23 protein-coding genes and 1 pseudogene are annotated in these 21,062 nt (G+C 73.2%); 11 read left to right on the forward strand and 13 right to left on the reverse strand.

Features of this window, described 5'->3' with window-relative positions:
- Positions 1-26: 26 nt before the first annotated feature.
- Complete coding sequence (locus JHAT_RS26620) at positions 27-971, reverse strand: MurR/RpiR family transcriptional regulator (RefSeq protein WP_077800812.1); 945 nt, start codon at positions 969-971, stop codon at positions 27-29.
- A gap of 288 nt (positions 972-1,259) precedes the next feature.
- On the opposite strand from JHAT_RS26620, the gene JHAT_RS26625 reads away from it, so the two are divergent.
- Both JHAT_RS26625 and JHAT_RS26630 read left to right on the forward strand, forming a co-directional pair.
- The gene (locus tag JHAT_RS26625; RefSeq protein WP_077800813.1) at positions 1,260-2,816 is read left to right on the forward strand and encodes a sodium:solute symporter; all 1,557 of its coding nucleotides are present in this window, start codon (positions 1,260-1,262) and stop codon (positions 2,814-2,816) included.
- A gap of 176 nt (positions 2,817-2,992) precedes the next feature.
- Complete coding sequence (locus JHAT_RS26630; RefSeq protein ID WP_077800814.1) at positions 2,993-4,180, forward strand: anhydro-N-acetylmuramic acid kinase; 1,188 nt, start codon at positions 2,993-2,995, stop codon at positions 4,178-4,180.
- 34 nt (positions 4,181-4,214) lie between these two features.
- On the opposite strand, the gene JHAT_RS26635 is transcribed toward JHAT_RS26630, so the two are convergent.
- A complete protein-coding gene (locus tag JHAT_RS26635) occupies positions 4,215-4,730 on the reverse strand; it encodes a hypothetical protein (RefSeq protein WP_077800815.1) in 516 nt (171 codons plus the stop codon).
- Between the two features lie 172 nt (positions 4,731-4,902).
- Between JHAT_RS26635 and JHAT_RS26640 the strand changes: the two genes are divergently transcribed.
- On the forward strand, positions 4,903-5,370 hold the full coding sequence (locus JHAT_RS26640; RefSeq protein ID WP_077800816.1) for a DUF2809 domain-containing protein: 468 nt from the start codon (positions 4,903-4,905) through the stop codon (positions 5,368-5,370).
- Here the strand turns inward: JHAT_RS26640 and JHAT_RS35530 are convergent.
- Positions 5,321-5,527 (reverse strand): annotated as a pseudogene (locus tag JHAT_RS35530) (LuxR family transcriptional regulator); the annotation flags it as partial. The gene JHAT_RS26640 and the pseudogene JHAT_RS35530 overlap by 50 nt on opposite strands.
- Positions 5,528-5,652: 125 nt before the next feature.
- Between JHAT_RS35530 and JHAT_RS26650 the strand changes: the two are divergent.
- The 3 genes from JHAT_RS26650 to JHAT_RS26660 all read left to right on the forward strand — a co-directional run bounded on the left by JHAT_RS26650 (position 5,653) and on the right by JHAT_RS26660 (position 7,085).
- Positions 5,653-6,018: an SCO0607 family lipoprotein gene (locus JHAT_RS26650; protein WP_253195614.1), complete on the forward strand. Its 366-nt coding sequence runs from the start codon at positions 5,653-5,655 to the stop codon at positions 6,016-6,018.
- A 63-nt stretch (positions 6,019-6,081) separates the two neighbouring features.
- Positions 6,082-6,684 carry an ABATE domain-containing protein gene (locus JHAT_RS26655; RefSeq protein WP_077800817.1) on the forward strand — a complete coding sequence of 201 codons (603 nt, stop codon included), beginning with the start codon at positions 6,082-6,084 and terminating at the stop codon, positions 6,682-6,684.
- 5 nt (positions 6,685-6,689) lie between these two features.
- Positions 6,690-7,085, forward strand: coding sequence for an SRPBCC domain-containing protein (locus JHAT_RS26660; protein WP_077800858.1), 396 nt, complete (start codon positions 6,690-6,692; stop codon positions 7,083-7,085).
- A 58-nt stretch (positions 7,086-7,143) separates the two neighbouring features.
- Here JHAT_RS26660 and JHAT_RS26665 read toward each other — a convergent pair whose 3' ends face one another.
- The 3 genes from JHAT_RS26665 to JHAT_RS26675 all read right to left on the reverse strand — a co-directional run bounded on the left by JHAT_RS26665 (position 7,144) and on the right by JHAT_RS26675 (position 10,109).
- Positions 7,144-7,449 (reverse strand): hypothetical protein, encoded by a 306-nt coding sequence (locus tag JHAT_RS26665; protein ID WP_077800818.1) that lies wholly within the window; start codon positions 7,447-7,449, stop codon positions 7,144-7,146.
- 121 nt (positions 7,450-7,570) lie between these two features.
- Entirely contained in the window at positions 7,571-8,779 is a 1,209-nt protein-coding gene (locus JHAT_RS26670) for a cytochrome P450 (protein WP_077800819.1), read from the reverse strand.
- Positions 8,780-8,951: 172 nt separating this feature from the next.
- Positions 8,952-10,109, reverse strand: coding sequence for an FAD-dependent monooxygenase (locus tag JHAT_RS26675; RefSeq protein ID WP_077800820.1), 1,158 nt, complete (start codon positions 10,107-10,109; stop codon positions 8,952-8,954).
- 72 nt (positions 10,110-10,181) lie between these two features.
- Between JHAT_RS26675 and JHAT_RS26680 the strand changes: the two genes are divergently transcribed.
- On the forward strand, positions 10,182-10,739 hold the full coding sequence (locus JHAT_RS26680) for a TetR/AcrR family transcriptional regulator (RefSeq protein ID WP_077800821.1): 558 nt from the start codon (positions 10,182-10,184) through the stop codon (positions 10,737-10,739).
- On the opposite strand, the gene JHAT_RS26685 is transcribed toward JHAT_RS26680, so the two are convergent.
- Entirely contained in the window at positions 10,736-11,422 is a 687-nt protein-coding gene (locus JHAT_RS26685) for a 2-phosphosulfolactate phosphatase (RefSeq protein WP_077800822.1), read from the reverse strand. The two genes, JHAT_RS26680 and JHAT_RS26685, sit on opposite strands and share 4 nt — an antisense overlap.
- A gap of 6 nt (positions 11,423-11,428) precedes the next feature.
- Here JHAT_RS26685 and JHAT_RS26690 point away from each other — a divergent pair, with 6 nt between their 5' ends.
- Positions 11,429-12,022, forward strand: a complete 594-nt coding sequence (locus JHAT_RS26690; RefSeq protein ID WP_077800823.1) for a cupin domain-containing protein — start codon at positions 11,429-11,431, stop codon at positions 12,020-12,022.
- 84 nt (positions 12,023-12,106) lie between these two features.
- Here JHAT_RS26690 and JHAT_RS26695 read toward each other — a convergent pair whose 3' ends face one another.
- The 3 genes from JHAT_RS26695 to JHAT_RS26705 all read right to left on the reverse strand — a co-directional run bounded on the left by JHAT_RS26695 (position 12,107) and on the right by JHAT_RS26705 (position 14,734).
- Positions 12,107-12,760 (reverse strand): YceI family protein, encoded by a 654-nt coding sequence (locus tag JHAT_RS26695; RefSeq protein ID WP_077800824.1) that lies wholly within the window; start codon positions 12,758-12,760, stop codon positions 12,107-12,109.
- Between the two features lie 219 nt (positions 12,761-12,979).
- A complete protein-coding gene (locus tag JHAT_RS26700; RefSeq protein ID WP_077800859.1) occupies positions 12,980-13,489 on the reverse strand; it encodes a DinB family protein in 510 nt (169 codons plus the stop codon).
- Between the two features lie 246 nt (positions 13,490-13,735).
- Entirely contained in the window at positions 13,736-14,734 is a 999-nt protein-coding gene (locus JHAT_RS26705; protein WP_253195615.1) for a helix-turn-helix domain-containing protein, read from the reverse strand.
- Positions 14,735-14,977: 243 nt separating this feature from the next.
- On the opposite strand from JHAT_RS26705, the gene JHAT_RS26710 reads away from it, so the two are divergent.
- Positions 14,978-16,459, forward strand: coding sequence for an MFS transporter (locus tag JHAT_RS26710; RefSeq protein ID WP_077800825.1), 1,482 nt, complete (start codon positions 14,978-14,980; stop codon positions 16,457-16,459).
- A 257-nt stretch (positions 16,460-16,716) separates the two neighbouring features.
- Here the strand turns inward: JHAT_RS26710 and JHAT_RS26715 are convergent, their stop codons facing one another.
- The 3 genes from JHAT_RS26715 to JHAT_RS26725 form a co-directional block, all read right to left on the reverse strand.
- Positions 16,717-16,977 (reverse strand): GlsB/YeaQ/YmgE family stress response membrane protein, encoded by a 261-nt coding sequence (locus tag JHAT_RS26715; RefSeq protein WP_077800826.1) that lies wholly within the window; start codon positions 16,975-16,977, stop codon positions 16,717-16,719.
- A gap of 108 nt (positions 16,978-17,085) precedes the next feature.
- Positions 17,086-18,084, reverse strand: coding sequence for a MerR family transcriptional regulator (locus tag JHAT_RS26720; protein WP_077800827.1), 999 nt, complete (start codon positions 18,082-18,084; stop codon positions 17,086-17,088).
- A 3-nt stretch (positions 18,085-18,087) separates the two neighbouring features.
- A complete protein-coding gene (locus JHAT_RS26725) occupies positions 18,088-18,759 on the reverse strand; it encodes a HEAT repeat domain-containing protein (protein ID WP_253195616.1) in 672 nt (223 codons plus the stop codon).
- A 238-nt stretch (positions 18,760-18,997) separates the two neighbouring features.
- Between JHAT_RS26725 and JHAT_RS26730 the strand changes: the two genes are divergently transcribed.
- Entirely contained in the window at positions 18,998-19,165 is a 168-nt protein-coding gene (locus JHAT_RS26730; protein WP_077800860.1) for a hydrophobic protein, read from the forward strand.
- 589 nt (positions 19,166-19,754) lie between these two features.
- Positions 19,755-20,972: a PP2C family protein-serine/threonine phosphatase gene (locus JHAT_RS26735; protein ID WP_077800829.1), complete on the forward strand. Its 1,218-nt coding sequence runs from the start codon at positions 19,755-19,757 to the stop codon at positions 20,970-20,972.
- Positions 20,973-21,062 lie beyond the last annotated feature (90 nt).

Below are 21,062 nucleotides of genomic sequence, written 5' to 3' on the forward strand. Positions count from 1 at the left end.
GGAGGCGCCGGGACCGGGCGCGATGGTCAGGCGGCGGGGGTGGGGCGCCGCGGCTGGGGTCGCCCGCCACGCCGGACGGCTCCGTAGGTCTTCTCGAGCGCCGCGGTCGTGGCGTCGAAGGACCGCTGCGCGACTCCGACGAACAGGCAGTCGATCAGCGCCAGTTGGGCGATGCGGCTGGCGGTCGCACCGGAGCGGAAGGGAGTTTCCCGGACGCAGGTGGCCAGGACGAGGTCCGCGCTCACGGCGAGGGTGGAGCGGGGCGCGTTGGTGAGCGCGATCGTGGTCGCGCCGCGCTCGGCGGCCACCTGGAGGGGCTCGACGGTGTCCTCGGTCTCCCCGGAGTGGGAGACGGCCAGGGCGACGTCGCCCGGCCCGAGCAGGGCGGTGGCGGTGAGCGCGGCGTGCCGGTCGGTCCACACGAAGGCCGTACGGCCGATGCGGTGCAGTTTCTGGTGCAGGTCCTGGCCGACGAAGGCGCTGGCACCGACGCCGAAGACGTCGATCCGCCGGGCATCCGCCACGGCGTCCACGGCGCGGCCCAGCACCTCGACGTCCAGCCCGGCCGCGGTGTCCTCCAGGGCGTGCACCTCGTTGTAGACGATCTTCCGGACGATCTCGTCCAGTGTGTCGGTGGCACTGATGTCGGTGCCCGGGGCCGGGCGGTCGCCCCCGCGCGCGTCCTCGCGGGCCGCTGCCGCGGCCAGCGCGAGGCGTAGCTGCGGATAGTTGGCGATGCCTATGGCCCGGCAGAAGCGCATCACCGTCGCCACCGACGTGTCGGCCCGCTTGCCGAGCGCGCTGATGGACAGCTCCGAGGCCTGCGCCGGATCGGTCAGCACGGCCTGTGCCACCCGCCGCTCCGAGGGCGCGAGGGAGGGCAGCGCCGCCCGGATGGCCGCCAGGGTCCCGGCCGGGGGCGCGTCCTCTGCGGGCCGGTCCGTGGCGCGGCGTCGTTCCTGGTGGGGCATGGGCCGTTCCCTCCTGGGTCGGTGGCCGACACAGTAGCCACGCCCATGTGGGACGTCAAAAAGTTACGTCGCACATCAGGCTAGGTTACTTATTGACATGCGGAGGTCGGTGTTCCGATACTCGCTGGACGGCACGCGCCCGCCGGCCCCGAGCACTTCCTTCCCCCACGAACCCCACGAACCCCGCGAACCTCACGAACCCCACGTCGTCCGTGCCGGACGGCCGACGTCCGTCCCCACCGCCCCCACCCGGCCGGCGACGCCGCCGGCCGTTGCCCAGGAGTGAGCGTGCGTCAACTCGACCTCGTGGTGATCGTCGTCTACCTCGTGGCGATCGCCTGGATCGGCCTGCGGCTGGCCGGCCGGCAGAAGACCTCCAAGGACTACTTCGTCGGTGAAGGCCACATGCCGTGGTGGACCGTGGCCTTCTCGGTGGTGGCCACCGAGACCAGCGTGCTCACCGTCATCAGCGTGCCCGGCGGTGCGTACAGCGGCCAGGCCTTCGGCAACGTCGAACTCGCCCTCGGTTACGTCATCGGCCGCGTCGTCGTGGCCGCCGTGCTGATCCCCCTGTACAAGCGCGGCGGATTCGTCAGCGCCTACCAGTACCTGGGCAGCCGGTTCGGGCTGAAGCTGCAGGGACTCGCCTCGGTGACCTTCGTCTTCACCCGGCTCCTCGCCGAGGGCGTACGGCTGTTCGCCTCCGCCATCCCGATCAAGCTGCTGCTCGACGAGTTCGGCGTGCACACGAGCTACCGCGTCATCATCATCGCCGTCACCGCGGTCACCGTCCTCTACACCTACCTCGGCGGCATCAAGGCGGTCATCTGGACCGACACCGTCCAGATGGTCCTGTACGTGGGCGGCGCCCTCCTCGCCATCGGCGTCCTGTCCGCCCACGTCGGCGCCGACGGCTACGCACAGGCCCTGGACGCGGGCAAGTTCCGGCTGTTCGACACCGACTTCGACCCGGCGCACATCCTCACCAGCCCCTTCGCCCTGCCGACCGCCATCATCGGCGGCGCCGTCTTCGCCATGGCCAGCCACGGCTCCGACCAGCTGATGGTCCAGCGCGTCCTGTCCACGCGCACCCTGCGCGACGGCCAGAAGGCCATGATCGCCTCGGGCGTCTTCGTCACCGTCCAGTTCGCCGCCTTCTCCCTCGTCGGAGCGCTCCTGTGGTCCTACAACAAGGGCCGCAGTTTCGAGGAACTCGGCCTGAGCAGCACCGACAACCTCTACCCGGAGTTCATCCTGCACGGGCTGCCCGTGGTGGTCTCCGGGCTGCTCGTGGCCGGCATCCTCGGCGCCGCGATGGGTTCCCTGTCCTCGGCGCTCAACTCCATGTCCAACTCGACGGTCGCCGACATCATCCACAGCTTCTTCCGCAGCACACCGTCCGAGGAGTTCCTGCTCAGGCTCGCCCGCGTGATGACCCTGGTGTGGGCGGTGCTGATGGCCGTCTTCGCCTGTGCCTTCAGCACCAGCACCGGCAACGTCTACCTCACCGGCCTCACCATCGCCGGCTACACGTACGGCGCCCTGCTCGGTGCCTTCCTGCTCGGCCGCCTCGTGCGCCGGGCCAACGAGGCCGACTCGGTCGTGGCGTTCCTCGTGACGGTCGCCGTGATGACCTACCTCGTGCGCGGCGTGAAGATCGACGTCGACGTCGCGGGCGCCACCGTGCCGACGGGCATCGCCGCGCAGTGGCTGGTGCCGATCGGCGTCGCGGTCACCCTGGCCGTCGGCGCGCTGACGAGCCTGTTCCACCGCGCCCCCGAGGCCGCGGAAGGCACCGACGGCACCGACCCGGCCCGCGCCGAGACGGCCGGGGTCCGGGAATGACGGAGCACGCGCACCGCCGCACCGGGCCCTCCGGCAGGGCCCCGACCCCGTACCCCGCCGAACATCCCCGGAGCAGCCATGCCGCAGACGCAGCCGCAGACGCAGCCGCAGACGCAGCCGCAGGCACAGACGCAGTGGACACCGGACCCGGGCCGCACCGCGCGCCGGGAGACGACATGCGCGTGATCGGCCTGATGTCGGGCACCTCCTACGACGCCATCGAAGCCGCCGCCGCGGACCTCGCCCTGGACGGCGACACCCTGTGCCTGCGGCCGCTGGGACACCTCTCCGTCCCCTACCCGGCCGAGCTGCGGGACCTGATCTCCGCCACCCTGCCGCCGGCCACCACGACCACCCGTGCCGTGTGCGCCCTGGACACCGGCGTGGGACAGGCCTTCGCCGCGGCCGCCGGGCGCGCCCTCGACGACCTGTGCGACGGCGCCGCCGACCTGGTCGTCTCGCACGGCCAGACCGTGCACCACTGGGTCGAGGACGGCACCGTCCGCGGCACGCTCCAGCTCGGCCAGCCCGCCTGGATCGCCGAGGCCACCGGACTCCCGGTCGTCTCCGACCTGCGCAGCCGGGACGTCGCAGCCGGTGGCCAGGGAGCCCCGCTGGTCGGCATGACCGACACGATGCTGCTGCGCGCACTGCCCGGCACACCCGCGGCCCTCAACCTCGGCGGCATCGCCAACATCACCGTCGTCGCCCCCGGCGCCGAGCCGCTCGCCTTCGACACCGGACCGGCGAACGCCCTGCTGGACGCGGCCGTACGGCACTTCACGGACGGTGCCGCCGCCTACGACGAGGACGGCCGCCGGGCAGCCGCGGGCCGCACCAGCCCGGCACTGCTGCGCGCCCTGCTCGACGACCCGTACTACCTCAGGCCCGCCCCGAAGAGCACCGGCAAGGAACACTTCCACCTGCCCTACCTGCGGCGGGCGTTGGAGAAGGCGCCCACGCCCGAGGCCGACGACGTCCTCGCCACCCTCACCCGACTCACCGCCGTCACCGTCGCCGACGCCTGCCGCGACCACGGGGTCACCGACCTCGTCGTCTCCGGCGGGGGCGTCCGCAACCCCGTGCTGATGCGCATGCTCGCCGACGAACTGCCCGGCGTGCCACTGCGCCCCAGCGACGCCCTGGGGATGCCCTCCGACGCCAAGGAGGCCCTGGCCTTCGCGATCCTCGGCTTCCTCACCGTCCACGGCCTGCCCGGCACCCTCCCCACGGGCACCGGCGCCCGCCGGGCCACCCTCCTGGGCAGCATCACCCCCGGGAGGTCCCCGCTGCGCCTGCCCGAACCCGCGGCACGGGCACCCCGCCTGCTGCGCATCACCGACCCGGCCCGCCCCCTCCGTTGACCGGCGGCTCCGCGCCGCCGGCCGTCGTCCGGGCTCAGCAGCCGCCGCAGTTGTAGTACGTGACGTCCCAGTGGTTGCCCTCGTCGGCGTAGACGTTGCCGGAGCCCGAGCGCCACTGCGCGGCGCCGTCGCCGCGCAGGCCGATGTAGGTGAAGCTGTTCTTGATGTAGTTGCCGACGCACGTGTACTTGCTGAAGTCCAGCTTGTAGCCGTTCCAGTGCGAGTAGGTGCCGGAGGCGTGACCGGTCTCGGTGCCGCCGGTGATGTTCAGCGCGCACCCGCTGGCCCGCTTGAGGGTCTGGGCGCCCTGCGCGGTGGCGAGGTTGAGCTGGTCGAAGGACGTGCAGGTCGAGTTGTTGCGGTTGGAGCAGTTGCCGGAGGACGACCAGGTGATCCCGACCTCGCGGAACATGGACGTCGCGGTGGCGTGGCTGATCTTGGTCACCGCGAACGCGTCGCCGGCGCTGCCGACGACGACGGCGCCGGGGGCGGCCACCAGGGCGAGGGCGGTGACGGCCGACCGGATGCGGATGCCCTTCGGAGACTTCATCGAAAACCTCCATGCAGTACGTCATGCTGCTCGTGGGGTGGTTGAGCACGCGGTGCACGACGATGGTGCCCGAGGTCTACGCGCGTACGCCAGAGGGCGTCGGCGGCGGCGCCCGGCCGGGTCGGGCGGCGCTCGGCCGGGGCGGGCGGTGGACGTCCAGCAGAATGACCGCATGACCCGAACTCCCCGCACCCGCACCCCCGTCGAGGGCGGCCCGGTACGCGTCCGCCTCGCGGCGGGGGCGGCCGCCCTGGTGACCGTCGGCGCGGGAACCGGCCTCAGGGCGGTGTCGGAGGGGGAGGTGGCCAAGTACGGAGGCGACGCCCTCTACACCCTTCTGCTCCTCGCCCTCGTCCTCCTCGCGGCACCGCGGACGACACCGTGGAAGGCCGCCGCGGTGGCCCTGGCCGCGAGTTGGGGCGTCGAGTTCCTCCAGCTCACCGGTCTGCCGGCGGGGCTCTCCCGGCGGAGCACGGCGGCCCGCCTGGTCCTCGGTTCCACCTTCAACGCACCGGACCTGCTCTGGTACGCGGTCGGCGCCGCGGTCGGGTGGCTCGTCGCGGGCCGGACACGTGGTGCCCGGACCCCGGTCACAGCCGGCCCGAGCGCTGTGCCCGCAGGGCCGTCTGGAAGCGGTTAGCGGCGCCGAGCCGGGCCATGAGGACCTGGAGGCGCCGGAACGACGTACGGCGGCTGGTGCCCGGTCCACGCGCGACGACCTGGTCCGTCGCGCCGCCGGCCGGAAGACGCAGCAGGCGACGGTCGGCGGGCGGGGGTCCGGCGGGGCGGGCGTTTCGAACGGCTCCGCCGCACCGGTGAGTACCGGCGAGCGCGTGCTCTGAGTACCCGTACTCAGGACCCACCGCCGGGCGTCGGCGAAGGTGGGGGTACCTGCCCGTCCTCGCCGACCCCGGGAGACCCCATGCGCACGACCAGCAGGCTCCGCCGACCTTCCGACCGCGCGCGGCGCGGCGTCGTCCGCGTCACGGCCGCCACCGTTCTCGGGTGTGCCACCGCGGCTCTGGTGCTCACCGGTTGCTCGCTGGAGTACCGGGAGGACATCTGCAGCGGGGGCGAGTATCCGGTCACGTCGATCGGTGGCACCGGCTCCGCGTGCGTCCCGGACGGCGAGCGGCCTCCCCAGGGCTACACGCGCTACCCCGAGGGCAAGGTGCCGCAACAGGTCGACGACAAGTGGGACGTGTACTGGCGCACTCACATGATCGACGAGAAGGGTGTCGTCGTGGATGTTCCCGAGGGCGGCGTGGATGTTCCCGAGGGCGGCTGACCGCGTGGGGGAGGCCGCTGCGCGGCTCTTCTGCCCTCCCGCGTAACCGTTTATAGTGGTTACATGGATGCGGTCCCCACCAAGGGGCTGACGCTGTACTCGCACGCCGGCGTCGCCTACCGATTCGATCCCGGTGCGCTGTGCCTGGAGCTGCTGACCACCGGAGGTCCCGGCCCCTACCGCCGGTACGAGGCGCTGCACGAGCCCGCCGACCTGGCCGGCTGGGCGGACCGGTCGCGGCTGACCCCGACGCCCGTGCTGGAGATCTCGGCGGACGAGGTGGCCGGCATGCGCAGACTGCGCGACGCGCTGTTCCGCGTGGTCCTCGCCCAGGTACGCGACGAGCCTCGCCCACCGGGCGACCTGGAGATCGTCAACGAGGCCGCCGCCCGCCCGGCCCTGGCCCCCGCCATCGCCCCGACCGGCGAGCGGCGGTGGGCCGGAACCCCCACCGGCACCCACCTGGCGGCCACCGTCGCCCGGGACGCCGTCGAGCTTCTGACCGGCCCCTTCGCGCACCGCATCCGCACCTGTGCCGCCGAGGACTGCCACCTCGTCTACGTCGACACCTCACGGCCCGGGCGCCGCCGCTGGTGCTCCATGGAGCACTGCGGCAACCGCCACAAGGTCAGGGCCCTGCGCGCCCGCCACACCGAGGAAGGATGACCGCCATGCCCACGGGACTCACCCAGGACGCAGGCTGGCAGATCGGGGTGTCCCGCACCCTGGCCCACCCCCCGTCCGTCGTATGGGACTTCATCAGCGGCACCGAGGGACTCGCCCTCTGGCTCGGGCCGGGCGTGGTCCTCACTTCCGAACGTGGTGCCCCCTACCGGACGGGCGAGGGGGTGACGGGCGAGGTGCGCGGCTACCACCCGGGGAGGAAGATCCGCGTCACCCACGGCACCACCACGGTCCAGGTCGCCCTGGCGCCCGCCGCCGAGGGGGCCCGCACCATGCTCCGGTTCCACCAGGAGCACCTGACGGGCCCGGAGGAGCGCGAACGGCGACGGGCGCACTGGGGGCGCGTCATGGACCGGGTCGCCGCCGCCCTCGACGGGGCCTGACGACGGCGCGGGGCACCGGTCGGAAGGCGGAGCGGCGGTCGGCCCGCCGGACGGAGGATCAGCCGGTCCGCCCGGCGAACTGCGCCAGCTGGTCCTTCACCCAGGGGTCGTACACCGCGATCCGCCGGGCGGCCGCGGGATCGAACTGGCGGATCTGGTCCATGACCCACGGGTCGATGTGCCGGTGGGAGGCGGACCCGCGGGTGTGAGGGTGGTGTCCGGCCGTCGTCGCGGCAGGGCGGGCGGAGTGCCCCCTGTCCTGCGCGGGCGCCGCCGTCGCCGGGGCGGCGCCCGCCAGCAGCGCACCTCCGACGCCTACGGCTGCGATCCCCGTGGCCACGACGTGTCGCATCGGCTTGTTCATGTGGTTCCTCCTGCTTCACGCGACGGCAGACTCTAAGCGGAATTTGATGATCCGGTTGAGGCGCCTACCCGGCCCGACACGCGATACACGCGCGCCGGACCGGGGCCGCGGATGGAGGGGGCTACGAGGCGAAGCGCACCGGCAGACTCTGCGGGCCGCGGATCATCAGCCCCGGACGCCAGGTGAGGGCCGCCGGGTGCACGTCCAGGTCCAGGGTCGTACAGCGCTCCAGGAGCGTCCGTATCGCGATGCGCGCTTCCAGACGGGCCAGAGGTGCCCCGAGGCAGTAGTGGATGCCGTGTCCGAAGGCCACGTGGCCGCGGGCGTCGCGCGTGATGTCGAAGCGGTCGGGCCGGGGGAAACGCGCCGGGTCGCGGTCGGCGTCGGCCAGGGCCACGAGGACGAGCTCTCCGCCCCCGGGGACGACCGTGTCGCCGATGGTCAGCGGCTCGGTGGTGAACCGGTACGTCGGGGTCTCCACGGGCCCGTCGTAGCGGAGCATCTCCTCGACGGCGGAGTCGATGAGCGTGAGATCGGCGCGCAGCGCGGCCAGTTGCTCGGGATGGGTGAGCAGGGCGAGGACGCCGTTGGAGATGAGGTTCACGGTGGTCTCATGACCCGCCACCAGCAACAGCCAGGCCATCCCTCGGAGTTCGTCGTGGGACAGCCGGTCGCCACCGCCGTCCCCGTCGCCGTCCGGGCCGTGGATCAGTGCGCTCATGAGATCGTCGCCCGGCTGCTGCCTCTTGCTCGCGAGGAGTTCCTCCAGGTACCGCGCCATGGACGCCGCGGCCGCCGTGCGGACTTCGGGGTCGATGGCGCCGAGGGCGTCGTTCGACCACGTGCGGAAGGAAGCGCGGTCGAGATCCGGTACGCCGAGGAGTTCGCAGATGACGGAGATGGGCAACGGGAAGGACAGGGCCTCGACGAGGTCGGCGCGTCCGTCGGGCGCCGCGAGCATCCGGTCCAGCAGGGCGTCGGTGGTCTTCTGCACGCGCGGCGCGAGTTCCTCCACCCGGCGGGCCGTGAACTCCCGGGCGACCAGCTTGCGCAGCCGCGTGTGGTCGGGCGGGTCGGCCCGGAGCATGTGGGGGCCGGAGGAGATGGCACCGAGCGGAAGCGAGGGGGACGCCCTGCTCCAGTCCTTCGAGAGCCTCGGGTCCGCGAGCGCGGCACGCCCGGCCTCGTAGCCGACGACGAGCCAGGCCTCCGCGTTCCCCTCCGGCATGCGGATGCGGTGCACGGGACCCTGGGCCCGTAAGCGGGCGTACACGGGGTACGGATCGCGTGTGAAGGAGTCACCGAGTGCGGCCAGGTCGACGATGCTCATGGGCTACCACCTCTACGACGGCTCACGGTTCACGGCGGTGACCGACGGATCATGCTGCACGGCTCCCGGAAAGGGGCCACCGTCCCGTCGGCGGGCGGTCACCGCCCGCCGACTGTAACCCTTGCCGTCACCGGTCAGCCCCGGTTTCCGGGGAAAGAAAGCCCCGGCACCGTCAGCCCGGTCGCGGTGGGACCCAGTCGTGGTGCCGGAGGATCGTGCGCACGGCCGCACGGGAGGGTGTCAGCCGCATCGCCGTGTTGCGCAGGGCGACGGGCACGGGGTGCGAGAGCTGCTGGCCCATCCGTCCGGCCTGCCGGGCGGCGCGTGCGACGGCCTGGCTGCGTGGCCGGCGCTCGGCGTCGTACCGGGCGAGCGCGGCTTCCACGGTGGGTCCGGCGGCCAGCGCGGCGGCCAGTGTGACCGCGTCCTCCAGCGCCTGGCAGGCGCCCTGCCCCAGGTTCGGGGTCATCGCGTGTGCCGCGTCACCGAGCAACGCGATCCGGCCGACCGTGAACGAGGGGAGCGGTGTGCGCAGTTCGCCGACGTCGTGGTGCAGCACGGCGTCGGCCCGGGTCGCGTCGAGCAGGGCGGGTATCGGGTCGTGCCAGGCGTGGAACCGTCGGCGCAGTTCGGCGAGGGGGTCGGCGAACCGCGTCCTCGCGGGGAGGCTGAGGACCGCGTGCCACTCGGCGCGCCCGTCGGGAAAGGCGATGTGCCCGAACTCGGCGCCGTGCCCCCAGGTCAGCTCGAAGTCGGTGCGCAGTTCCACGGGGTGCTCGGTGATGGCGCGCAGCACCGTCGAGCCGCTGTACACCGGGCCGGGGTGGGCGGGAAAGAGCCGGGCGTGGACCTTGCTGCCGATGCCGTCGGCCGCGACCACCAGGTCGGCGTCCAGGACCGCGTCGTCGCAACCGACTCGTACCGTCCCGGGGCCGGTCTGCCGCACCGGGCCGGCCTCGGAGCCGATCAGCAGTGATCCGGAGGGCAGGGCCTCGCGCAGCAGCCGGTGCAAGGTGGCGCGGGGGATGCCCATGATGGGCGTGCCGACCGCCTTCGCCAGCGCCGCGCCGTCCATCCGGGCCAGCCAGCCACCCCGCGGCGTGCGGGTGCCGCCGCTGTACTGGCCCCGCGACGCTTCCCGCACCGCCTTGCCCACGCCGAGTTCGTCCAGGGCCCGAAGGCCGTTGGCGGCCAGCGAGATGCCCGCTCCCACGTCGTCGAGCACGGGCGCGCGCTCGACGACCGTCACCTCCCAGCCGACGCGGCGCAGACCGATGGCGGCGGCCAGTCCGCCGATGCCTCCCCCGACGACCACTGCGGTGTTCCCCATGGCGGGCCCCCACTTCTTCTACACCTGTAGAAGAGAATCTTAACCGAGGAGCTACAGGTGTAGAAAGGAACCATGGCTACGGACCGGCGCACCCTCCTCGCGGACGCGGCTCTCGACGTACTCGCCGACGAAGGGGTCCGAGGCCTGACCCACCGTGCGGTGGACCGGCGGGCGGGCATGCCGCCCGGCACCACGTCGGCGTACTTCCGCACCCGGGCCGCCCTGCTCACCGGACTCGTCACCCGCCTGGTCCAGCTCGACCAGGCGGAGCTGCACGCGACGGCCGAGCAGCTCGCGCCCCTCCGCACGGCCGAAGACCTGGTGAACGGCCTGACCCTGCTCGTCCGGCAGCGACTCACCGGCGAGGGCCGCCGCCGTTCACTCGCCCGCTACGCCTGCGCCGTGGAGAGCGTGCGCGACCCGGAACTGCGGGAGATCCTCGTGCCCCGCGAGAACGCCGGCCGCGAGGCCGTCCGGTCGTTCCTCGCCGGGCACGGCGTGACGGACGTCGAGAACCGTTCGCGCACGCTGCTGTCCTGTGTCGACGGGCTGGTCTTCGACCGGCTCGTGTGCGGGGGCGGCGTGCCGCGCGAGGCCCTCGAAGGCCTCGTGGCCGCCGCCCTGCGCTAGAGCGGCGAGGGGACGGCGGACGGGCGCAGGACCATGAGCGGGCCCTCCGGGGTCGCCACCATGGCGAAGGGGAAGCGGTCGAGCTCGAGACAGAGCGCGACGTCATCGGGGTGGGATCCTCGACGCACGCCCCGCGCCAGTTCGGCGGCGGCGCGCGACGCGCCGGCGCGGCGCAGGAACTCGGCCGCGTCCGTCCCGGCCTCCGTGGTCCTGCGCGCTATGTACTGGGCGCACGCCAGATCCTCGTCGGCCCGCCCGTCCTCGCCCGTGACCACGAACGTGACGCTCTCACTCCCGCGTGTCCGCAGGAGCCGGGCCGTCGCCTCCGCCACCACGAAGCCGGCGCACAGCACCAGCGACGCCTCCTTGACCGCGAGGGCGCCGACCGTACCCGCCGTGGTCTTCTGCACGACGGTCCGCCCGCCGAGGTCGACGGACCGCAGCAGCGCGGGCGAGTTGACGGTGTCGAACCCGGGTGCGGGCGGGCCGTCCTTGAGCGCCACCCAGTCCGGGTGGCGGGCCTTGAGCGACAGGGCCTCGTCCAGCGACTCGGCGAGAACGATCTTCTCCGCCCCCCGGGCGAAGGCCCAGGCGGCCACCGTGAACGCACGCATGACGTCGACCACGACCGCCACGGCCGGGGTGTCGGCCAGTTCACCGATGCCGAGGAAACGAGCGTCCATCCGCTCATGATCGCGCATGCCCGACCGGAAGCGCTCGGACAGTGGTGCGCGTCACACCGTCGGTCCCGGAGGGGGCGCCGCCCCACCGGCGGGGATTCAGACGGTGGCCCGGGGCCGGTCCGAGGCGAGGTGGAGCACCCGGACCTGGTCGCTGTGGGGAATCCGAACTTCGCCACCCTGGTCCGGCTGGCCGACACCCTCGGCGTCTCGGTGTCCGCCCTGATGGAGGGGCCGGCCGAAGACCGCGTCCGCGTGGTGTCCGCCGATGCCGTGATGCCGCTGTGGGCCGGGGAACGGGGGAGCGAGGCCCGGCTGATGCTGACGACGACGGGTCCCGCCCCGGTCGAAGTCTGGCGCTGGCGGCTCCAGCCGGGCGAGGAGTACCCCAGCCACCCCCACCAGGCCGGAGTCGTCGAAACCGTCAGCGTGACCTCGGGTCGCATGACCCTCGTCGTCGACGGCGCCGAGCACCCCGTCCACGCCGGACAGACCGCCGCCTTCGACGGTGACGCCCCCCACACCTACCGCGGCGCGGGTGACGAACCCTGCCACCTGATCATGACCGTCCACCTGCCGCCCGGCCCCGCCGCCGCGGGCTGACCCGCACGGGAGGGGCCGGGGGCGGCCGGGTGTCATCCCCTGTCCGCGGAAGGAGACGTCCTGCGCGCCTCCTTCCGCGGCACGCTATGACGCGGCCCGGATCGCGGAGATGTCGAACTGCAGCCGGACCTTCTCGCTCACCATCGCGCCGCCGGCCTTCAGGCGCTGGTTGTAGACCAGGCCCCACTCGGTGCGGTCGATGGTGGTGGTGCCGTCGAAGCCGGCCCGTTCGAAGCCGAACGGGTCCGTGACGGAGCCCAGGTAGTCGAGTTGGAGTTCGACGGACCGGGTGACGTCACGGATGGTCAGGTCTCCCGTCATGCGGAAGCTCCCTTCGCCCTCGTGCGTCGTGGAGGTGCTGTGGAACACCATCTCCGGGAAACGGCGTACGTCGAAGAAGTCGGCGCCCACGAGGTGCGCGTCCCGTTGTTCCACGCCCGTGTCCACGCTGGCGACCCGGATGACGAGGTCGGCCCGCGACCCGGAGGGCCGCTCCCCGTCGAAGTACAGGGCGCTGTCGAAGTCGGTGAAAGCCCCGCGCACCGTCGTGACCATGGCGTGCCGCACGGAGAACCCGATGCGGCTGTGCGGGCGGTCGATGGTCCACCGCCCGGTCAGGGACCGCAGCGCCGGGTCGAGCGCGACACCGTCGGCGCCGGCCTCCGCGACGTGCGCATGGGAGCGGACAGTCGGCGTGGGCTCGACCACGGTGGACGGGCGGCGGCTGAAGATACCCATGAGAACGTAGGCCCCTCTCGGAAGTGATCACTTCGTGTTATCACGGAGTCGCTGGGGATCACGTGGAGAGATGAGGGGCCTTGTCCGGGTTCCATGGTGTCGACTGCAAAGGTGCACAAGATCAACATGATCACGCCACAGGTGAGCCGGGGCCCGGCGCCACGGGTGCGCCGGGAGCCGAGCGGCGGACGCTCACGACGGAGCCCTCGGCGCCGGCCGTCAGCCGGCGGGTGTCGTGCCGCCGAGGATCTGCTCGCGCAGGATGTCCGCGTGGCCGCAGTGCTGGGCCATTTCGCGCAGCGCGTGCAGGTAGACCCAGCGCAGCGGCAGGGGCCCTCGGCGGTTGCCCCGGACGACGTCGTCCAGCGTCAGCCCAGCCGTGGCACGGCGCGATGCCGCACAGGCCTGCCGGTGGGCGTGCTGGACCGAGGCGACCGTGTCGTCGTCGTGGAGATCGAACGATTCGTCGGGCGTGTGCGGAATCCCGATCTCGCTGCGGGGCCGGCAGGTGACCGCCTCGTCGAACCAGACCTTCTCGACGAACGTGGCGTGCTTGACGAGGCCCAGCAGGGTGGTCTTGGAGGTGACCAGCGACCGGCGCGCCTGTTCCTCCGTCAGTCCGTTCAGGCTGTCGTGCAGGGCGCTCCGATGTTCGTCGAGGAACGCCTCGAACTGGTCCCGGAGCGCTGCGTGGAAGACGGTGGGTTCCGTCGTCGGGTGGAAGGCCATGCCCGTAACGATAGGCAAGTCCCCGCGCAGAAGAGGCAGAAGAGGCGGTCGGCCGCGGATGCGGGCGGTCGTGACCGCCCCGCCGGCGTTCTCGTCGTCCGTGCCGTGGACCGCGACGCCGGGACCGGACGCGCGGTCCACGGCCCCGACCTCGTGGCCCGTGGACTTCCGCAGCGCCTCGGGACGCCCGGCCACCCACCCCTGCCGCGGCGGCGGGCACACCGAAGTCCCCGCCGTCACCCGCCGTCAACGACGGGCCTCGTGCCCACCGCCGGTCCGAGGGACGTCCGACCCCGAGAGCGCGGCGGAGACCGCGCCGGTGAGGACGGGAACGGCGGGGGAGCCGGGCTCGTCGGCCGCCCCGGAGTGCTCCGCGGGCTCCGGCTCGTTCCGGTGCCGCGCCGGATCCAGGCGGAGCATGTTCGCCTCGTCCGGGGTCCCGGGGACCGCCTGGTAGACCACCATCCGCTGGCCGCCCGTCCGGGCCAGCCGCATGACCTCGTAGGTCAGGGTCATCTCCCCTGCCTTCGGATGCCGGAACGACTTCTGCCCGCCACCCCGTTCACAGACGTCGTACCGTTCCCACAGCCGCGCGAACTCGGGTGACTTCAGCACCAGTTCACCGACCAGTGCGGTCAGTTCGGGGTCGTCCGGGGCGGCCCCGGCCACCGCCCGCAGATGGGCGACCGAGCGGGCGACGGTGTCCTCCCAGGGCTCGTACAGGGCCCGGCCGACCGGGTGGAGGAAGAGATAGCGCGTCAGATTGCGCTGCTCCTCCGGCCACTCCCAGAGCCCCGGCAACAGCCGCCGTCCGGGCGGGTTCGCCGCGAGCACGCGGTTGAAGCGGCTCACCACGTAGGCGGGCAGCGGGCGGACCGCCTCCAGCATGCGCAGGACCGAGTCACGGACACCGTGGTCGGAGGACGCGGGAAGCTCGGAGGGCCGGCCGGAGGCCAGCTCCGCCAGTTCGTGCAGACGCTCGTAGCCGTCACCGCGCAGCCTCAGCGCGCGGCCGAGGGCGTCCACGACCGCGGGGGAGGGGTTGGTCTCCCGGCCGCGCTCCAGCCGGATGTAGTAGTCGACGCTCACCCCCGCCAGCGCGGCCAGCTCCTCGCGCCGCAGCCCGGGGGTACGGCGGAGTCCCGCGCCGGGCGGCAGTCCGACGTCCTCCGGACGCACCTGTGCCCTGCGGGCCTTCAGGTAGCGTCCGAGTTCGGTGCCGCGCGCGTCCCCTGTTGCTGCCATCCGGCCATTGTGGCAGGCGGGCGGGGAGCGTGAGGGGCCGTGTCAGGACCTGGAACGCGGCACCCCGGGTACGGCGCGGTCTGCCGGGCCGGGCCGTACCCGGGCAGAGTCGGTCCCGGAGCGGGCGGCCCGGCCGCCGGGGCCCAGGGGGTGCACGACACCGGACCGCGGCCCGGCGCACGGGGCCGCCCGCCCACCCGCTCCAGGGGGGAGCGGGTCCGTCGCCAGTATCAGGAGTCCGTCGTGCCCACGACCTCGTCACCGTCCGCCGCCCCGTCCAGGGACACCGCGCCCAGGAACGCACGCGAACCGCGGTTGCGCGCGCTCCGGCGGCAGCCCGCCCGGAGCCGCCCGGCCGGGGCGCCCACGGACGACTCCGGCGCGCCGAGGCGGAACACGACGGCACTGGTCGCGGCGCTGCTCGGCTTCACGGTGATCACCGTCGACGTCTCGGCCGTCAACATCGCGCTGCCCGCGATCCGACACTCCCTCAGCGGGGGGATGGCCGGACTGCAGTGGGTGGTCGACGCGTACACCCTGATGTTCGCGGCCCTGATGCTCTCCGCCGGCGCCTTCGCCGACCGGGCCGGTGCCCGCCGCGCCTACGCCTGGGGCGTCGCCCTCTTCACCCTCGCCTCCCTCGGCTGCGCCCTCGCGCCCGGCATCGGCGTGCTGATCGGTGCGCGCGTGGTCCAGGGCGCCGCCGCCGCGGTGGTGATGCCGGCCTCGCTGGCGCTGATCCGCCACGCCTACGAGGACGCCCGGGAACGCGCCCGCGCCATCGCGCTGTGGACGGTCGGCGGGTCGGTGGCGATGGCCGCGGGCCCGGTGCTCGGCGGGTTGCTCACCGACGGCGCCGGCTGGCGGTCGGTGTTCCTGCTCAACCTGCCGGTGGGGGCGGTGATCCTCGGCCTGCTGGTGCGGGTGGAGCGCTCCCCGCGGCGGCCCGCCGCGCTGGACGGCGCCGGCCAGCTCACCGCCGTACTGGCGCTGGCCGCCCTGGTCTTCGCCGCGATCGAGGGCGGCCACCTGGGCTGGACCAGTGGGCCGGTACTGGCCGCCGCCGCGCTCGCCGTCGTCTCCGGGTACGCCTTCCACCGGGTGGAGGCCCGGCACGACCACCCCATGGTCCCGCTCGGCATGCTGCGCGACCGCCGGGTGGCGCCCGCGCTGGCGGTCGGCTTCGCCCTCAACGCCGCCTTCTACGGTGGGATCTTCGTCCTGGGGCTGTACTACCAGCAGTTGCGCGGCATGTCGGGGATCGAGGCCGGACTGATGTTCGTCCCGATGTCGGCGCTGGTGACGGCGACCAACCTGGTGTCACCGCGGCTGGCGGAGCGGATCGGCCGACGGGCGGTGATCGTCACCGGGCAGGTGCTGTTCGGCGCGGCGATGGTCACCATGCTGCCGCTGGCCGCGCACACCCCCCTGTGGCTGGTGGTGGTCCTGCTGGTGCCGCTGAGCGTGGGCGGCGCGCTCGCGGTGCCGGCGCTGACCGCGCTGCTGATGGACGCCGTGCCGGGTCGGCGCGCGGGGATCGCGTCGGGGCTGCTCAACGCGTCCCGCCAGACCGGCGGCGCGCTCTCCGTGGCCCTGTTCGGCAGCGTGCTCGCCGGTCCCGACGGAGGCTTCTCCCTGCCGGGCATGCGACTTGGCCTCCTGGCCGTGGCCGCCTTCCTCCTGGTCACCGCCGGTCTCGCCCGATTCCTGCTCCCGCGCGGCTGACACCCGGGGGGTCGGTCGTCTCGACCCGGTCCGGCAGCACCCGCACGATCCGGCCGAAGACCCGCTCCCGTTCCGACGCCGACGGGACCGGACAGCCCGGGCGTCGTGACGGGTCGTACGGCCGAGGCCGGGTGCGCCGGGCCCCGATGGCGGACGCCCCGGGGGACGGGCTCCTCCCATGACCGGGCCGACTGCCAAAAGGGGTGTGTCCGCCGGCCACTTGCCGGCGGACACACCCCTTTTCGCACGCGACCGACTCAGGCGTGCCGTCGGGCCCAGAAGGGGGTGACGAGAGCGATGAGCAGGGCTGCGACGCCGATCTGCAGGACGTGGCGGATCCAGTCGATGCCGCCGGTGTCGCGTACGCCGAAGGCGGTGGCGAGTGCGTTGCCGGCGACGGCCCCGATGATGCCGAGGATGGTCGTCAGCCACAGCGGGATGGGCTGGCGCCCGGGGACGACCAGCTTGGCCAGCAGGCCGATGATGAGTCCCGCGATGATGGCCCAGAGAAACGACACGACTCTCCTCCTTGCAGTGCTGCGTAAGTTCGGGCTGTTCTCCACGTGCCCCTGGGGCGCGGTCGTATGCCTGCACGGCATCGCGCGGGAAGTCTTCGGGAGCAGACGTCACCGTGCGTCGCGGAGTTGGAGGAGGTAGGTCGCGGTCAGCGCCACGGCACGGTCCGCGTCGTGCGACAACTCCACGAGGGCGCGGGACGCCTTCGTCCCCGGGATGTCCGCCAGCGCCTGGGTCAGCCGTCCGCGCGCGGGCGCCCGCGTGGTGCCGTGGGCGAGGCGGTGGACGAGCCCGGTCGCGATCTCGTCCGCCGTCGCGGTGTCGCCCGCCAGCGCACTCAGCGCATCGGCCGCATCGGTGTCGTTCCTCCCCTCCACGATCATGTCGATGAGTGTCGGGACCGCGTCGGCCCCACCGCGTGTCCCGAGCGTCAGCGCCGCGTGCCCGCGGACCACGACGTCGGGGTGCGCGAGCGCCTTCCGCAGCTGTTCCGTGGCCTCGTCACCGGGTATCTCGGCGAGGGTCCGAACGGCACGCTCCCGCACCGCGGCCACCGGCGAGCCCAGGGCCCGGGCCAGCAGTGCCGGCCCGCCGTCGCCCGATCGCGCCAGGGCCCAGCGCAGGGCCCCGGCGACATTGGGCTCCCTCTCGCGCAGGGCCGCCTCGACCAGGGCCTCCACGGGCACCTCGTCGGCCGAGGAGAGGGCCGCGCGCTGGCGCGCGTCGGCGCTCTTCGAGCCCAGTGCCTGGAGGAGCGCGACAACTTGGAGGACGTCCTCCCAGCCGTCGGGGTCCGCCGCGTGGATCCGGCACAGCCGCGTGAGCAACTCGGTCTCCGCCGCGATGCGTTCACGCGTCCGGCGGATGAGGTCGCCGACGAGCGCCGAGGGCGTGAAGCCGGGATCGTCGAGTGCGCGTCCGATGTCGCGCAGCGACAGTCCCAGCGACCGCAGGCTCTCGATCTGGAAGATCCGCCGGATGTCCTCCCCGGAGTACTCCCGGTAACCGGAGCCGGTCCGGCCCGAAGGACGCACCAGACCCAGCGACTCGTAATGCCTGAGCATGCGGGCACTGACCCCGGACCGTCGCGCCACCTCACCGATCAACACCTCCTATCCTCCTCCATGGCCGGACCCGCCGAGGGCCACGACGCGCTTCGCCTCCTCGATCGCGAACTCGAATCCGGCGTCCGGGTCGCGCAGCAGCCGCTGTGTGGCGAGCGCGTGCGCGCGCACCGGCGGATCGGCGGCCGACTCCGCGGCGAGCAGAACCGGCACCACCACCTCCCCCAGCGCGACCAGCGCCCGACTGAGACTCAGCTGCGTCTCCCGCCCGCCGCGCCCGAGTTGCGTCACCAGCACCGCGGCCAACGCCGGCTCCTCGCCTTCCGGCACGAGGACGACCGCGGCCCGCCAGGCGCTGCGCGCCACCTCATCGTCGGCGTCGCACAGCAGCGCGGGTGTGATCGCCGGCCACGCCCGCCGGTCCCCGATCTTGGACAGCGTGTGCAGCGCCTGACTCCGTGCCTGCGCGCGTTCCCCGCGGACTTCGCGGAGCAGCCGGGGGAGCGTCGTGGACACGGGGTGGCGGGTGAGCGCCCAGGTCAGCATGTCGCGGACCAGGAACTCGGGCTCGATCGCGCATCGCTCGACCAGTGCGCCGACGCACTGCGGATCGGGCGTCGTACCGAGCGCCAGAGCGGCTCGCAGCCGCACGGACGAACGGCCGTCCTGCAGTGCCCGGAGCGCTCGCTCCGTACTCGTGTCCTGTGTCGTGGCCGTCATGGAGACCACCTCCTCGGCAGGCAGTGAAGACCCTGTCACCGTGTCAAGGTCAAACAGCGCCCGCCGCGCGGCCGACGGCACGACCATGCCGGCGGCGCTCCCGACCGGTGCCCGGGGCCCGGCATCCGGAGGATCGGCACGGCGTGTGCGTATGCCCCCGGTTCCGTGAAAGGAACGCGTCGATTCCGTGTTTGCGGGGACGAGTTGGGAGCACACGTCGGCCAGGAGGTTGATGACAATGGTTCCCCTGCTTCTGGTTCTTCTTCTGGCCCTGATCCTTTTCGGTGCGGGTTTCGCGCTCAAGGCCCTGTGGTGGGTCGCGGTGATCGTGCTGGTGGTGTGGCTGCTGGGCTTCATCGTCCGCCCGGCGGCCGGCGGCCGCCGGGGCCGCTGGTACCGGTGGTGATGTCTGCCGCGTCCTGAGCGCGGCACGGTTCGTGCCACCGCGAACGGCGGTGTGCGCAGGGCGGGTTCGGTCCGACAGGACCGGGCCCGCCCTTCCGTGCTGTTCGGCCGTCGAGGAGAAGACGCAGGAAGATCGAACCGGACATGGATGCCGGTATCCGGCGTACCGGGTGGAACGAGGGGTACTGGACTGTCCCATCGGTCCCGCGGGCGCAGCAGTGGGAACCCTGCGCCTCCTCGCCCGCGGGACCGGTGCCCGGGCGACGCGCCCGGCCACGGCCGGGCGGTACGGGGGACGGCCCCGCGCGGCGGCGCCGGCGGGCGAGCGGGTCCGTCAGGGGAAGGCACCGGCCGACGGCCTCACGTCCGCCCGCGTCCCGCACCTCCACGGCACACGGGCCGCGGACCGCGGGGCGGAGCCCTCCCCCGACCGCGTGCCCGCAGGACGGGACGCTCGACATCCGCCACGGCAACGGGCGCCCCGCCCCCCGGAGCGACCGACTCGATGGCGGGCCGGTCGGCGGGCCGGCCGCCCGGGTGACTTCGAAAGATTGCGGGGAAGACGTCACGGCACCGGACAGGAGGTTGCCGTGGAGGGTGGAGATCTGGAACTGGGAGAGCTTCTGGCCGCAGCGGAGGCGGCGCCCCCCGGAGGGTCCGTCGACGTGGTCGCGCGGAATCTGCAGAAGCGATTCGGGGCGGAGCACGTGTCCTTCCTGTTCGTCGACCTCGTCGGCCAACGACTGGTGCGGTTGCCCGCGGCCGTGGACGGCGGCCTGTCGGCCCGGTCCGAGCTGATCGACCTGCAGGACAGCGTCTACGACAGCGTCCTGCGCGGTCAGCGCCGGCGTGTGGTGCCGGACGGCCAGGGCGGGCAGCGCGTCATCACGCCCGTCACCAACCGCGGCGACTGCATCGGCGTGCTGGAGGTGACCCTGCAGCACGCCGATGACACCGTCCTCGGACAGATCGGCGAGGCGGCGCACGCGCTGGCCTACATCATCGTCACCGACCGCCGTTTCACCGACCTCTACCACGTGGGCCGGCGCACCACCAGGACCAGCATGGCCGCCGAGATCCAGCACCAGTTGCTGCCCTCGGCCCCGTGCTGCGAGGCCGACGAGTTCACGCTGGCCGCGGGGCTCGTCCCGGCCGACGACATCGGCGGCGACACGTACGACTACAGCCTCGACCGCGACACCCTGTACCTCTCCATCACGGACGCCATGGGCCACGACACCGACTCGGCCCTGCTGGCCACCTTGTTGGTCGGAGCGCTGCGCCGGGCCCGCCGTGACGGCTGCGACGCCCTCAGACAGGCCCACCACGCCCACGAGGCCCTGCTGGCCTACGGCCGCGGCCTGGCCACCGGGCAACTGTTCTGCATCGACCTGGGAACAGGAGTCGCGAAACTGGTCAACGCCGGTCACCCCTGGCCCTTGCGGGTGCGTGGCGAGACCGTGGAGGAGGTCGGACTCGCCGTGAACCTCCCGTTCGGAGTGGTCTCCCCGGTTCCCTACGGCCTGCAGGAGCTGCGCCTGCGTCCCGGGGACCGGCTGATCCTGCTCACCGACGGCATGCAGGACCGCCGTGCCGCCGCGGCCGGCCTGCCCGCGCTCGTCCGTGACACCCGCGACCTGCACCCCAGGGAAACCGTCCGCGCCCTGACGGCCGCCGTGCGGGACGCCTGCCACGACGGCCTCGAGGACGACGCGACGGTCATGGTCCTGGACTGGTACGGGCCCCGTTCCGCCGATCCACCGGCGACGGGACCCGCGTCTGCCGGAAGGGATGCCCCGCAGCGCTGAGGCGAACCGACGGCCTCGCCGCTGCACCCTCATCCACGGCGTCCTCCTCCGTCCCGGGGCCGAGCGCACCGTCTCGGGGAGGAACGGGGG

The organism is Streptomyces sp. JHA26, assembly GCF_002005565.1.
GTDB lineage: Bacteria > Actinomycetota > Actinomycetes > Streptomycetales > Streptomycetaceae > Streptomyces.